Source organism: Mycobacterium scrofulaceum (assembly GCF_002086735.1).
Classification (GTDB): Bacteria; Actinomycetota; Actinomycetes; order Mycobacteriales; family Mycobacteriaceae; genus Mycobacterium; species Mycobacterium scrofulaceum.
Window position 1 is genome coordinate 1 of sequence record NZ_MVIJ01000008.1, and the last position, 13,732, is coordinate 13,732.

Sequence of the window (13,732 nt, forward strand, 5' to 3'; positions counted from 1 at the left end):
GTCGCTATCCACGCCGACCACCACCGTGCCGACCACCACCTCTTCGCCGCCGCCGACGACGACGGAATCCCCGCCGACCACGACGTACTCGCCGCCCACGACCACCCCGCCCACGACCACAGAGACGGCGCCCACCACCACGTACTCGCCGCCCACGACCACCGAGACCGCGCCGACCACGACCTACTCCCCGCCCGCGACCACGCACGAGCAACCGACCACCACCTACTCGCCCCCGCCGCCGCGCACGCAGACCCAGACGCAACAAACCGTGCCGCAGACGCATACGCAGCAGCCGTTGGTGCCGCAGCAACCGCACACCGGCGGCGGCCATTACGGGTTCTGAAGCCGCGATGCCCGACGCCGTCACAGTGGTGCTGCCCTGCCTCAACGAGGAGGAGTCGCTGCCGGCCGTGCTGGCGGCCATCCCCGGCGGCTACCAGGCGTTGGTCGTCGACAACAACAGCACCGACGACACCGCCGCGGTCGCACGCCGGCACGGCGCCCGGGTGGTCGCCGAGCCCCGGCCGGGGTACGGCTCGGCGGTGCACGCGGGCGTGGTCGCGGCGAGCACCCCGATCGTGGCGGTCATCGACGCCGACGGGTCGATGGACGCCGGCGACCTGCCGCGGCTGGTCGCCGCGCTCGGGCAGGGCGCCGATCTGGTGATCGGGCGGCGCCGGCCGGTGCCTGGGCTGCACTGGCCGTGGGTCGCCCGGATCGGCACCGTGGTGATGAGCTGGCGGCTGCGCACCCGGCACGGGTTGCCGGTGCACGACATCGCGCCGATGCGGGTGGCCCGCCGCGACGCGCTGCTGAACCTGGGCGTCACCGACCGGCGCTCGGGTTACCCGCTCGAGCTGCTGGTGCGCGCCGCCGCCGCCGGCTGGCGCGTGGTCGAACTCGACGTCAGCTACGGTCCCCGGACCGGCGGCAAGTCGAAGGTCAGCGGTTCGCTGCGGGGCAGCGTGACCGCGATCCTCGACTTCTGGAAGGTGATCTCGTGACGCTGCCGGTGACGCTGCTGGTGGTCGCCAAGGCGCCCGAGCCGGGGCGGGCCAAGACCCGGCTCGCGGCGACGGTCGGGGACGTCGTCGCCGCCGAGATCGCCGCCGCCGCGCTCCTGGACACGCTGGACGCGGTAGCTGCCGCGCCGGTGGCCAACCGGGTGGTGGCCATGACCGGCGCCCTGGACGCCGCCGCCGGCGCCGACGAGATCCGGGACCGGCTGCGGTCTTTCACGGTCATCCCCCAGCGCGGTGACGACTTCGCCGACCGGCTCGCCAACGCCCACGCCGACGCCTCCGACGGCCTTCCGGTGGTGCAGATCGGGATGGACACGCCCCAGGTGACCGCCGAATTGCTGGCCGACTGCGCGCGCGGGCTGCGGGAGGCGCCGGCGCTGCTCGGGCCGGCCGCCGACGGCGGCTGGTGGGTGCTCGGTCTACGGAGCCCCGCGGCGGCCGAATGCCTGCGCACCGTCCCGATGTCCCGGCCGGACACCGGACTGCTGACGTATCGGGCGTTGCAGGACATGGGAATTGCCGTGCACGCGGCGCCTCAGCTGACCGACTTCGACATCGTCGACGACGTGGCCGCAGTGCGCGCGGCGTGCGGCCCGGCCAGTCGTTTCGCGAAGCTCACCCTCGCGGCCGGCCTGTGACGGTCCGCCAGGGCTACTCCGAAGTCGCGTCGACCAGCGCTGGTTCGGCCTCCGGCCGGCTGGGCAGCGCGGCGGACTTTCCGGCGAACGGGCGTCGCACGTACATGGTCCACGTGATGAGCGCCGCGGCGACGTACAAGGCCAAGAACAGCGCGAACGCCGCCGAGTCGGAACCGGTGCTCTGGTAGGACTGCCGCAGCGCGAGATTGACGGCGACGCCGCCGAACGCCCCTGCCGCGGCGGCGAATCCGATCAGCGCTCCGGACATGTTGCGTGACCAATGGCGACGCTCGGCTTCGATGACGTCGAGTGTGTGGCTGCGTGCTTCGATCACCGCCGGAATCAGCTTGAAGACCGACCCCTTCCCGAGGCCGGCCAGCAGGAACAGGATGAGCAGGCAGACGATGTAGCCGACCATGGTGGCGGCGCTGGTCGGCCCGGGGTTGTGGTCGGCGTGGATAGCGACGGCGGTCAGCACTGCGGTCGCGACGACCATGCTGGCGAAGACGGCCAGGGTGACGCGGTTGCCCCCGAAGCGGTCGGCCAGCCTGCCGCCGTAAATCCGGGACAGCGATCCCAGCAGCGGCCCGATGAAGGCGAGCTCGGCGGCGTGCAGCGACGCTTGCGCGGCACCCTGCCCGCTGGCGATGAAGTTGATCTGCAGCACCTGGGCGAACGCGAAGGAGAACCCGATGAACGTGCCGAACGTACCGACGTAGAGCAGCGCGAGTACCCAGGTGTCGCGCTCGAACATCACCGACCGCATCGTGGCGACCTCGATGCCATGCTCCAGGTTGTCCATGAACAGTGCCGCCGCGATCGCGACCACGGCCAGCAGCAGCAGGTACACCGCACACACCCAATAGGGTTGGCGGTCACCGGCGACGGCGATCACCAACAACCCGACCACCTGGACCGTCGCCACACCGAGGTTGCCTATCCCGGCGCTGAGCCCGAGCGCCGAACCCTTGAGCCGGTGCGGGTAGAAGGCGTTGACGTTGGCCAGCGACGCGGCGTAGTTCGCGCCGCCGCAGCCCGTCAGTGCCGCGCACACCGCGTACGTCCACAGCGGCAGGCCCGGGTTGGCCAGCAGCACGATCGTGCCGCCGGTGGGGATCAGCAGCACCGCAGCGGAAAACGTCGTCCAGTTGCGGCCGCCGAAGGCGGCGATGCCCAGCGTGTAGGGGATGCGCAGGCACGCCCCGCTCAGCGTGGCGATGGCGCCGAGCAGTAGCTTGTCGGCCGGCGAAAAGCCGTACACCGATGCGGGCATGAACAGGACCATCACCGACCAGAGCGCCCAGATGGAGAAGGCGACGTGGTCGGCCGCCATCATGCACAGGAGGTTGCGTCGCGCGATCCTTTTGTTTCCGGCCTCCCAAGCGAGGACATCCTCGGGATTCCAGTCGACGATCCGATGCGCGCGGCCCATTAAACCCCCTAATCAAACAGTTGCCGACGTCGACGGTAGACCGGGGAGTCGCTCTTACGGTTCGTGAAAGCTGTGAGTAACCGGTGAATTCCGGCCGGGCTCCGCCTACCAGTTCGTGACGATGATGGTGTTCAGCAGCAGGGCGCCGGCGGCGTTGAGTGCCAGCCACACCCGGTGCGACCGGACGGGCAGCAGCGCGGGGGCCGCGGTCAGCCAGACGGTGAAGGGCAGCCAGATCCGCTCGACCTCGGCCTTGCTCAGCATGCTCAGATCCGCGCAGGCGATGGCGGCCAGCACGGCCAGCAGCAATAGGTGAAACCCAGAGCGGCGCCGGAGGGCGGCCCAGTCGAACACCCGGGCGACGCCCGCGACGCTGCCCAACCCGATCGCGCACACCACGCACGCCAGGTTGGCCCAGCTCCAGTACTGGAACGGCCGGTCCTTCGCGATGCCCTGCCAATAACGTTGCTGTACAAGGGTATAACCGTCGAACCAGTAGAAACCCGCGACCGCGAACGCCGAAGCCAGCGCCACCGCGGCCAGCGCCGCCGGGCCGAGCGCCCGCAGCGCCGCCCGCCAGCCGGCGGCCGACACCAGCACCGCCACCGCCGGCAGCCCCATCAACATCAGGCCGTAGTTGCAGAAGACGCCCCAGCCCAGCAGCAGGCCAGCCGCGGCGGCCGTCAACGCGGGGAACCGGACTTCTCGGCGCACCGCGACCGCCAGCAGGGCGATGCCCCACGCGGCCACCCCGGCGAAGTAGCCGTCGGCGGAGACCGCGATCCAGATCGCGGTCGGCGCCACGGCCACGAACGGCGCGGCGCGGCGCGCGGTCTGCTCGTCGGCCAGCGCGCGGACGGCGATCAGCACCGCGGCGGCCGCGCTCGACCCCGCCAGCAGGCACAGCAGCCCGGCCCAGGCGCCCCCGTGCAGGCCGATCCGGTCCAGCCAGACGAACGTCAGCAACGCCCCGGGCGGGTGGCCCGAGACGTGCGTGGTCCAGGAGTTCGGCTGGTAGTCGACGATCCGGCTCGCGAAGGTGCGCACCGTGGCCGGGATGTCGGTGATGCCCGGCACCTCGGACAGGTACTCGTCTTTGGTGGTCAGCCGGCCGGCGAATCCGCGCTGCCAGCCGTCGATCATCGCCAGTGCGAACGCCCAGCCGCAGGCGGTGGCCCAGGTGCTCAGCGTCAGTACCCGCCACGAAAGCCGTTGCGCCAGAATCGATCCCCACGCCACCGCGGCGACCGCGATCGCGATCGCGGGTCCGGTGCCCCAGCTGGCGTGGATTTCCCAGGCGCCGAAGATCGGTGCGGCCCCGGCGTGCGTGCCGAAGCGCTCCTCGCCCACGTCGGTCCGCGGCCGGACGCCCCAGTGCAGCCGCGGCAACACGAACGCGGCGCCCACCAGCACCGCCCCGGCCGCGACGGCCAACCACTCGCGACGTGCCACCCTCACGGTCGACCAGCCTATTGATCGTCCGAACCGGCGAAGCGGCGCACCAGCGCCATCCGGTCCACCTTGCCGATGCCGCGCCGCGGCAGCGCGTCGAGGACGTGCAACTCGCGTGGCGCGGCGGTGGCGTCCAGGGTGCGCGCCACGTGGGCGCGCAGCGCGTCCAGCGTCGGCGCCGAACGACCCTCGGCCACCACGACCGCGGCCACCACGCGCTGCCCCAGCCGGTCGTCGGCGAGGCCGAAGACCGCGCAGTCCCCGACCGCGGGATGGCTGCCGAGCGCGGCCTCGACCAGCTGCGGCAGCACGGTCAACCCGCCGGTGCTGATCGCGTCGTCGGCGCGGCCCAGCACGGTCAGCACGCCCGACTCGTCGACGGCGCCGAGGTCGTCGGTGCGGAACCAGCCCGGCTCGGCGAACGGGTCGGGGTCCACCGGGTTGCGGTAGCCCTTGGCCAGGGTCGCGCCCCCGAGGACGACGCGCGCGTCGGCCGCCACCCGGACTAAGACGCCGTCCAGTGGCACGCCGTCGTACACGCAGCCGCCCGCGGTCTCACTCATGCCGTAGGTGCGGACCACGGCGATGCCGGCCGCCGCCGCGGCGTCGAGCACGCCCCGCGGGGCCGGGCCGCCGCCGAGTAGCACCGCGTCCAGTTCCGCGAGGGCCGCCGCGGCCCCCGGGTCGGTGAGCGCCTTGGCCAGCTGCGCGGCGACCAGCGACGTGTAGCGCCGGCCGGGGCCCAATCGCCGTATCGCGCCGGGCAATTCGGCGACATCGAAGCCGCCGCTGATGTCCAGCTCGACGGGGGCCGAGCCGGCGAGCGCGCCGCGCACCAGCACCTGCAGGCCGGCGATGTGATGCGGCGGCAACGCCAGCAGCCAGGCGCCGGGCCCGCCCAGGCGGTCATGGGTTGCCGTCGCGCTGGCCGTCAGCGCGGCCGCGGTCAGCAGCGCCCCCTTCGGCGCGCCGGTGGTGCCCGACGTCGTCACCACCACGGCAACGTCGTCGTCGATGGGTTCCCCGACCCGCAGGCCGGCGCGCAGCGCATCCGAGCCAGGCGCGAGCGCGACCAGCGCGGGGTCGCGGCCGTCCAGCACCCGTTCCAGGGCGGGTAGCAGCGCCGAGACGGCCGAACCCGGGGGAACGGTGAGGGCGCGCAGTACGGCTATGCGGGGTCCTCGACCTCGTCCGCGTCGTCGAACGGCCAGCCCACGGCCGCCAACCGGAGCCGGACGCGCTCGACGTCGTCGGGCGTCGGCAGCTCGTCGGTGATCTGGGTGATCAGCACCCCGATGTCGACGTCGTCGAACTCGCCGCGCCGGATCAGCTCACAGGCCACCTCTTTGACGTCGTCGTTGGACATCCGGCGGGCCAGCAGCGCGAGCACCGGGAAGGTGTCCGTCGGTGGGACGCCTTCCGGGTATCCCGCGCGCAGCCACGAGACGATCGAGTTGAGAAATCCGTTCACGCTGGTACAGCTCCCCCCGGTATCCGGCTCCATAACGCGGTGGGCATCAAACGATGCTACTTCGGCTTGACTCCCAGGAAAGCGGTGCCGGTGTGGTGGGCGATGAAGTCCCTGGAGATGTACGCCAGGGCGAAGGCGATCACCACCAGGACCACGCCGTAGATCAGCCAGGCCAGGGCGACCAGCGCCGGGTTCTTCCGCGGCGAGCCGCCGTCGGTGCCGACCTGCCCGGCGCCGACCGCGTGGAATCGGAGCCCCAGGGCGAACAACCCCGGCAACGCGGCCCCGGCCAGCATGGAGAAGATCAGAATCTTGAGGGATGCCTGGTAGTTGAACCAGTCGCTGAAGTGACTCATCAAGCGTTCGCCTTCATCGTGGGATCGTCGGAGTCGTACCGGCCGGAGGCGCCGCTGCCGTTCGTCGGGTGCACGTCGGATGGCGGCTGGTGCTCGGCGGCAGCCTCCAGCCCGGCGGTCAGGTCGCCCTGCCATTCGGCGTTGACGTTCTTGTGGTCGACCTTGACCTTGCGCGACCTGATGTAGATGGCGACCGAGGTCGCGACCAGCAACCCGAAGCCGACGACGGCGCCGGGGTAACCGCCGATCAGGTGGACGATCCAATAGGTGACCGCGCCGACCAAACCGGCCAGCGGCAGCGTCACGAGCCAGGCGACGCCCATGCGGCCGGCCACGCCCCAGCGCACCTCGCCGCCGGGCTTGCCGAGCCCGCTGCCCAGCACCGAACCGGTGCAGACCTGCGTCGTGGACAGCGCGTAGCCGAAGTGGGTGGACAGCAGGATGACCGCGGCCGAGGACGACTCGGCGGCCATGCCTTGGGGCGACTGGATCTCGACCAGCCCCTTGCCCAGGGTGCGGATGATGCGCCAGCCGCCCAGGTAGGTGCCCGCCGCCATGGACAGTGCGCACGCAACGATGACCCACAGCGGCGGCATCGACTCGTTCCTGCTGACCGAGCCGTAGGACATCAGCGCCAGGAAGATGATGCCCATCGTCTTCTGCGCGTCGCCGGTCCCGTGCGCCAGCGAGACCAGCGACGCCGAGCCCCACTGGCCGTAGCGGAACCCGGCCTCGGTGCGTCCAGTCTCGAGGCCACGGGTGATCCGGTAGACCAGCCAGGTCGCGATCGCCCCGACGGCGATGGCCAGGATCGCGGCCACCACTGCCGGGATGAGTACGTGGGACACCAGGCCCTTCCAGATCACCCCGTGTCCACCGACGGCTGCGATCGTGGCGCCGACGATGCCGCCGATCAGCGCGTGCGACGAGCTCGAGGGGATACCGAGGAGCCAGGTCAGCAGGTTCCACACGATGCCGCCGACCAGGCCGGCGAACACCAGCTCCAGCGTCACGATGTGCCCGTCGATGAGGCCCTTGGCGATGGTGGCGGCGACGGCGGTCGACATGAACGCACCCACCAGGTTCAGCACCGCGGACAGCGCGACCGCCGCCTTGGGCTTGAGCGCGCCGCTCGCGATGGAGGTCGCCATCGCGTTGCCGGTGTCGTGGAAGCCGTTGGTGAAATCGAAAGCGAGTGCCGTGATTACGACAATGCTGAGGAGGAACAATTGGATGTTCACAGCGCCTGATTCTCGTAGTTGGGAGATTCGATTGTCGAACGGTGGACCGGTCGAATTGCGGGTGTACCTCGACTTGTCGTCAGATGTTAGCCCCTAGTTAACCGGCCGTTTCGCCTGATCACCGCGGGTGTCGCGGCGTAACGGATGCTCCGGCGGTATCTGCACGAAAATCAGCGTGATCCCGTCGGGGTCGATCACGTGCATCTCGTAGAGGCCCCACGGTTCCTGGCGCGCCTCGCGGGCGATCGGCACGCCCCGGCCCCGCAGCTCGGCCTGCGTCGCCTCGATGTCGCGGACCTGCAGCCACAGCGCGCCGGGGAAGGGGCCCCGGGAGTGGTCCGGGGAGCCGTACCCCGCCAGCTCCAGCAACGACTGACCGGCGAAAAAGACTGTGCCCCCGCCGTATTCGCGGAATATCGCGAGCCCGATCTGGTCCCGGTAAAAGCTCAACGACTGCTGATAGTCCGCCGGCCGGAACAGCACCCGGCTGGCCAGGATCTCCATGGCGTCGTGTCTATCACACGCGCCGGGTCAGCTGCCGTTTTCACGGTTGGGTTGGATGCTTTGCCGTTGCATGATCGCGTTGACGAAGCGGGGACCGAAGGTGTCCAGCGCCTTGGCGGCGATGGCCATCCGCGGCGCGATCCGCACCGGCCGGGTGCGGGCGGCGGTGAGCATCCATTCGGCTGCCTCCTCCGACGTGAGCGCCGGCATGCCCTCGTAGGCCTTCGTCGGCGCGATCATCGGCGTGGCCACCAGCGGGTAGTACAGCGTCGTCGAGTGCACACCCTTGTGGCCCCACTCGGTTTCCACGACCCGGCTCACCGCCGACAGCGCCGCCTTCGACGCGTTGTAGACCGCGAACAGCGGCGACGCCTCGGAAAGCACACCCCAGGTGGAGACGTTGATGATGTGGCCGTCGCCGCGCTCGAGCATCCCGGGGGCCAGGCCGCGGATCAGCCGCAGCGGCGCGTAGTAGTTGAGCACCATGGTGCGCTCGACGTCGTGCCATCGCTCGAGCGATTCGGCCAGCGGCCGGCGGATGGAGCGGCCGGCGTTGTTGATCAGGATGTCCACCCCGCCGAGACGCTTCTCGGCGTCGGCGACCAGCGCGTCGACGGCGTCCATGTCGGAGACGTCGCACGGCATGGGCAGCGCGGTGCCGCCCGCCGCGGTGATCCGCTGCGCCAGCGTGTCCAGCAGTTCACGCCGCCGGGCGACGACCGCCACCGTCGCGCCCTCGCGGGCCAGCAGTTCGGCCGCCGCCTCGCCGATGCCCGACGACGCCCCGGTGAGCAGGATGCGCTTCCCGTTGAGGTCGACCGGCTTGATCGCGGGCCGGTTGACCAGCACCTGCGGGGCCATCGGGGGGCGCATGGTGGCCAGGACGAGCTGATCGGTCAGGCGGCGCAGGGGACTCTTGCTCACGTGGGGAGTCTAGGGCGGGCGTCCGGCGGCGAGCGTCACGCCAGCGTGACGCCGGGCGCCAAAGTGACGCCGACGCTCAGAAGTAGCGGGGGAACCGGCTCCAGTCGGGCGGGCGCTTCTCCAGGAAGGCGTCGCGGCCCTCGACGGCCTCGTCGGTCATGTACGCCAGCCGGGTGGCCTCGCCCGCGAACAGCTGCTGGCCCACCAGGCCGTCGTCGAGCAGGTTGAAGGCGAACTTGAGCATGCGTTGCGCCTGTGGCGATTTGGCGTTGATCTCGGCGGCCCACTGGATCGCCTCGGCTTCCAGGTCGGCATGGCCGACGACGGCGTTGACCGCGCCCATGTGGTGCATCTGCTCGGCGGTGTAGGTGCGGCCCAAGAAGAAGATCTCGCGGGCGAACTTCTGGCCCACCTGGCGGGCCAGGTACGCGCTGCCGTAGCCGCCGTCGAAGCTGCCGACGTCGGCGTCGGTCTGCTTGAACCGGGCGTGCTCGCGGCTGGCCAGGGTCAGGTCGCAGACCACGTGCAGGCTGTGCCCGCCGCCCGCGGCCCACCCGTTCACCAAACAGATGACCACCTTGGGCATGAACCGGATCAGCCGCTGCACCTCGAGGATGTGCAGCCGGCCGGCGCGGGCTGGGTCGACGGTCTCGGCGGTGTCCCCGCTGGCGTACTGGTAGCCGGAGCGCCCGCGGATGCGCTGGTCACCGCCGGAGCAGAACGCCCAGCCGCCGTCCTTGGGTGAGGGGCCGTTGCCGGTCAGCAGCACCACGCCCACGTCGGGGGACATCCGCGCGTGGTCGAGCACCCGGTAGAGCTCGTCGACGGTGTGCGGCCGGAAGGCGTTGCGCACCTCGGGCCGGTCGAACGCCACCCGGACCGTGGCATCGGTGACGTGGCGGTGGTAGGTGATGTCGGTGAGGTCATCGAACCCGGCCACCGGCCGCCAGGCCTGTGCGTCAAAGGGGTTGTTAATCAAGATGTTTGAACTCCTATACCGGGTCGAGCCGGAACACCGCGCAGCGGCCGGCCAGGGCCTCGAACTCCTCCGGGCGGCCCTCGGTGACGAGTCCCGCCCGCTTCATGAAGCCGACGCCCGTCGGCACCTCGCTGGGGAAGAGCCGCAGGATCGGCCGTGCGGCGTCGGCGGACAGCTCGGCCATCCGCACCCGCTGGACGCGGCGGCCGCGCGCGATGGTGGCCTCCCCGGCGGCCCGCGCGTTGGCCACCCAGTCGGCGCCGGGGAACCCGGCGACGACGTATTGCCGGCCGTCGACCGTCATCGGGGTCACCGGTGTCGAGCGCGGCGCGCCGGACTTGCGGCCGGTCACCGTCAACACGACCGGGCTCTCGCCGCCGAAACTCATTCCCAGCCGCGACATCTGGATGAAGACCTTGTTGGCCGGCTTCAGCCACCACGGCGGCTTGATCGGCTTGCCGCTTCCCATAGGCAGCGACGTTACCTCTGGAAGGGCTCGACCCCGTGCGGCTGGGGCGCCGTCGTACCGATGGCGTCGAGCCTTTCCAGCGCGGCGGCGCTCAGCGTGACGTCCCCGGCGGCGACGTTCTCCTGCAGGTGCGCGACCGACCGCGTTCCCGGAATCAGCAACGTGTTGGGCGCGTGCGCCAGCAGCCAGGCCAGGCCGACCTGGGCGCCCGTCACGCCGAGGTCGCCGGCGACCTCGGCCACCGCCGGATGGTCGGCGACCTTCGGGAAGCCGGGGAACGACGATCCGAGCGGGAAGTAGGGCACCCACGCGATGCCTTCGGCCGCGCACAGCTGCAGCGTCTCCTCCTGGGAACGGTCGAGCAGGCTGTAGGCGTTCTGCACGCAGGCGATCCCCGCGGGCAGCGCCCGGCGCAAGACTTCCACCGGCACGGCGCTGACGCCGATCGCGCCGATCTTGCCCTCGTCGCGCAGCGCGATCATCTCGGTGAGCTGATCGTCGACGTCCACGATCTGGTCTCCCTCGGCGGCCACGCCGGGCCCGAGGTCCATGCGCCGCAGGTTGACCACCGGAACGCAGTCCAGGCCGAGTTGGCGCAGATCGTCCTCGACCGCGGCGCGCAGGTCGGCGGGCCGCTGCGCGGCGGCCAGGGGGATCGGCTGTTCGCCGGTGTACCGGGCGCCGACCTTGCTGACGATCACGAGGTCCTCGGGGTACGGGGCCAGCGCCGCGCGGATCCGGCGGTTCACCTCGCCGGGGCCGTAGAACGACGCGGTGTCGATGTGGTTGACGCCGAGTTCGACCGCACGGCGCAGCACTGTGGCCGCGTCGTCGACGGTCGGCGACTCGAACAGTTGCATGGCGCCATAGCCCATGCGGGCAACGGGCGTCGCGCCGAGGTTGCCGGGGCCGCCGGGCCGTGGTTGGTCGGTCATGGTGCTCCTTCGTGCCACACTGGAGGAAATGCGGAGGACCCTCCGCTTATCCGGAAGCGTAGCAGAAACGGAGGACCCTCCGCTTTGGTCGAGATTCGATCGGACGCACGCCGGAACCGCGAGAGGCTGCTCGAGGTGGCGACGGCGGCGTTCGCCCAGGGCCGGCCCGTGTCGCTCGAGTCGATCGCGCGCGAGGCCGGCGTCGGAATCGGCACCCTCTACCGCCACTTCCCCAGCCGAGAGGCCCTGGTCGAGGCGATCTACCGCGCCGAACTCGCCGAAGTGGCCGCCGCGGCCGGGCGGTTGCTCGAGCGCCACCCGCCCAAGGACGCGCTGCGACGCTGGATGGACCGCTACGCCGGCTTCGTGGCCGCCAAGCGCGGGATGGCCGAGTCGCTGCACGCGCTCTTCGACTCGGGCGCCATGCAGCCCAGCCAGACTCGCGACAGCATCGTCGGCGCCGTCGACCTGCTGTTGCGGGCCGGCGCCGAGGAAGGCAGCCTGCGCGCCGACGTCCAGGCCGACGACGTGGTGTCCAGCCTGATCGGCATCTTCCTGGCCAGCGGCTCGCCGGAGCAGACCGGTCGCATGCTCGACCTGCTGCTGGCCGGCGTGGTGCCTTAATTCGCCGAGCAGACGCAGAATCGCACGGCGAGCGCGGCTCGCGTGCGATTCTGCGTCTGCTCGCGGGAGAAACTCAGCCGACGGCGCGGCCGGCGCCCTCCCAGAACTGCGCCCGCACGGCCTTCTTGTCGGGCTTGCCCAGCGCGGTCACCGGCACCGACTCGACGACGATCACCTGCTTGGGCGATTGCACCGAACCCTTGCGCTCCTTGACCGCGGACTGGATCTCGACGGTCACCCGCGCCACCGCGTCCTCGTCGGCGGGATGGTCGGGCCGCAGCACGATCACCGCGGTGACGGCCTCGCCCCACTTCTCGTCCGGCGTGCCGATCACGCACACCTGCGCGACGGCCGGGTGCTCGGCGACGACGTCCTCGACCTCGCGCGGGAACACGTTGAACCCGCCGGTGACGATCATGTCCTTGACCCGGTCGACGATGAACCAGAAGCCGTCCTCGTCCTCGCGGGCCATGTCGCCGGTGTGCAGCCAGCCGTCGGAGAACGTCTTGGCCGTCTCCTCGGGCAGGTTCCAGTACCCGCCGGAAAGCAGCGGCCCGGACACGCAGATCTCGCCGACCTCGCCCTGGGGCACCGGGTTGCCGTCGGCGTCCAGCAGTGCCGTGCGGGCGAACAGCGTGGGCCGCCCGCAGGAGGTGAGCCGCTTCTCGTCGTGGTCCTTCTTGGCCAGGTACGAGATCACCATCGGCGCCTCGGACTGCCCGTAGTACTGGGCGAAGATCGGCCCGAAGCGGCGGATGGCCTCGGCCAGCCGCACCGGGTTCATCGCCGAGGCGCCGTAGTAGACGGTCTCCAGCGAGGACAGGTCGCGGGTGTGCGAATCCGGGTGGTCCATCAGCGCGTAGATCATCGACGGCACCAGCATGGTCGCGGTGATCTTCTGCTCCTCGATCACCCGCAGCACCTCGGCCGGGTCGAACTTGGTCAGCACCACCAGCTCGCCGCCCTTGATGATCGTCGGCACGAAGAACGCCGCCCCGGCGTGCGACAGCGGGGTGCACATCAAAAAGCGCGGGTTCTCCGGCCACTCCCACTCGGCGAGCTGGATCGTGGTCATCGTGGTGATCGACTGCGCGGTGCCCAGCACGCCCTTGGGCTTGCCGGTGGTGCCGCCGGTGTAGGCCATCCCGCCGATGTGGTCGGGCGGAAGCTCGGCCGCCACCAACGGCTTCGGCGGATACTTCGCGGCCTCGGCCACCAGGTCCACCGCGGAATCGCCCAGCGCCTCGGGGACCGGGCCGATGGTGAGGACCTGCTTGAGGCCGGGCACCTTCTCCAGCAGGCCCAGCGCCCGCTCGACGAACATCGGGTTGGGGTCGATGATCAGCGACGTCACGCCGGCGTCGCCCAGCACGTAGGCGTGGTCGTCCAGGGAACCCAGCGGGTGCAGCGCCACGCGCCGGTAACCCTGGGTCTGGCCGGCGCCGATGATCATCAGCACCTCGGGCCGGTTCAGCGACAGCAGCCCGACGGTCGCGCCGGTGCCCGCACCGAGCGCCTCGAACGCCTGGATGTACTGGCTGATGCGCTCGGCGAGCTGACCGCCGGTCAGCGTGGTGTCGCCCAGATGCAGCACCGGCTTGTCCTTGTTGCGCTTGAGCGCACCGACCGTCAGGTGTCCGGAATGAATGGGATGGCGCAGCAGCTCGTCACCCATGGCGTCG

The 13,732-nt window shown here is 70.9% G+C and carries 16 protein-coding genes; 3 read left to right on the top strand and 13 right to left on the bottom strand.

Annotated elements, in window-relative coordinates; all coding sequences use genetic code 11:
- The coding region (locus BST44_RS31305) for a hypothetical protein (protein ID WP_158086639.1) at positions 1-180 on the bottom strand (180 nt) is incomplete at its 3' end.
- 173 nt (positions 181-353) lie between these two features.
- On the opposite strand from BST44_RS31305, the gene BST44_RS07195 reads away from it, so the two are divergent.
- Positions 354-1,007 carry a glycosyltransferase family 2 protein gene (locus tag BST44_RS07195; RefSeq protein ID WP_083176155.1) on the top strand — a complete coding sequence of 218 codons (654 nt, stop codon included), beginning with the start codon at positions 354-356 and terminating at the stop codon, positions 1,005-1,007.
- Positions 1,004-1,663, top strand: coding sequence for a TIGR04282 family arsenosugar biosynthesis glycosyltransferase (locus BST44_RS07200; RefSeq protein ID WP_083176157.1), 660 nt, complete (start codon positions 1,004-1,006; stop codon positions 1,661-1,663). Before BST44_RS07195 ends, BST44_RS07200 begins: the two co-directional genes overlap by 4 nt.
- A gap of 13 nt (positions 1,664-1,676) precedes the next feature.
- Here the strand turns inward: BST44_RS07200 and BST44_RS07205 are convergent, their stop codons facing one another.
- From BST44_RS07205 to BST44_RS07255, 11 genes are all read right to left on the bottom strand, one after another.
- Positions 1,677-3,095 (bottom strand): MFS transporter, encoded by a 1,419-nt coding sequence (locus tag BST44_RS07205; RefSeq protein WP_083176159.1) that lies wholly within the window; start codon positions 3,093-3,095, stop codon positions 1,677-1,679.
- A 105-nt stretch (positions 3,096-3,200) separates the two neighbouring features.
- A complete protein-coding gene (locus BST44_RS07210) occupies positions 3,201-4,553 on the bottom strand; it encodes a hypothetical protein (protein ID WP_083176161.1) in 1,353 nt (450 codons plus the stop codon).
- Positions 4,554-4,564: 11 nt separating this feature from the next.
- Positions 4,565-5,647, bottom strand: coding sequence for an o-succinylbenzoate--CoA ligase (gene menE, locus BST44_RS07215; RefSeq protein WP_244184751.1), 1,083 nt, complete (start codon positions 5,645-5,647; stop codon positions 4,565-4,567).
- A gap of 68 nt (positions 5,648-5,715) precedes the next feature.
- On the bottom strand, positions 5,716-6,018 hold the full coding sequence (locus BST44_RS07220; RefSeq protein WP_083176365.1) for a DUF3349 domain-containing protein: 303 nt from the start codon (positions 6,016-6,018) through the stop codon (positions 5,716-5,718).
- Between the two features lie 56 nt (positions 6,019-6,074).
- Positions 6,075-6,374 carry a hypothetical protein gene (locus tag BST44_RS07225; RefSeq protein WP_083176165.1) on the bottom strand — a complete coding sequence of 100 codons (300 nt, stop codon included), beginning with the start codon at positions 6,372-6,374 and terminating at the stop codon, positions 6,075-6,077.
- Positions 6,374-7,615: an inorganic phosphate transporter gene (locus BST44_RS07230; RefSeq protein ID WP_083176167.1), complete on the bottom strand. Its 1,242-nt coding sequence runs from the start codon at positions 7,613-7,615 to the stop codon at positions 6,374-6,376. Before BST44_RS07230 ends, BST44_RS07225 begins: the two co-directional genes overlap by 1 nt.
- 93 nt (positions 7,616-7,708) lie before the next feature.
- Positions 7,709-8,119: a VOC family protein gene (locus BST44_RS07235; protein ID WP_083176169.1), complete on the bottom strand. Its 411-nt coding sequence runs from the start codon at positions 8,117-8,119 to the stop codon at positions 7,709-7,711.
- Positions 8,120-8,146: 27 nt separating this feature from the next.
- Positions 8,147-9,043: an SDR family oxidoreductase gene (locus BST44_RS07240; RefSeq protein WP_083176171.1), complete on the bottom strand. Its 897-nt coding sequence runs from the start codon at positions 9,041-9,043 to the stop codon at positions 8,147-8,149.
- A gap of 76 nt (positions 9,044-9,119) precedes the next feature.
- A complete protein-coding gene (locus tag BST44_RS07245) occupies positions 9,120-10,022 on the bottom strand; it encodes a 1,4-dihydroxy-2-naphthoyl-CoA synthase (protein WP_083176173.1) in 903 nt (300 codons plus the stop codon).
- A 13-nt stretch (positions 10,023-10,035) separates the two neighbouring features.
- On the bottom strand, positions 10,036-10,491 hold the full coding sequence (locus BST44_RS07250) for a nitroreductase family deazaflavin-dependent oxidoreductase (RefSeq protein ID WP_083176175.1): 456 nt from the start codon (positions 10,489-10,491) through the stop codon (positions 10,036-10,038).
- 11 nt (positions 10,492-10,502) lie between these two features.
- Positions 10,503-11,426, bottom strand: coding sequence for an aldo/keto reductase (locus tag BST44_RS07255; RefSeq protein ID WP_083176177.1), 924 nt, complete (start codon positions 11,424-11,426; stop codon positions 10,503-10,505).
- Positions 11,427-11,510: 84 nt separating this feature from the next.
- Between BST44_RS07255 and BST44_RS07260 the strand changes: the two genes are divergently transcribed.
- Entirely contained in the window at positions 11,511-12,050 is a 540-nt protein-coding gene (locus BST44_RS07260; protein ID WP_083176179.1) for a TetR/AcrR family transcriptional regulator, read from the top strand.
- Between the two features lie 73 nt (positions 12,051-12,123).
- On the opposite strand, the gene fadD8 is transcribed toward BST44_RS07260, so the two are convergent.
- Positions 12,124-13,725, bottom strand: coding sequence for a fatty-acid--CoA ligase FadD8 (fadD8, locus tag BST44_RS07265; protein ID WP_083176181.1), 1,602 nt, complete (start codon positions 13,723-13,725; stop codon positions 12,124-12,126).
- Positions 13,726-13,732: the final 7 nt, after the last annotated feature.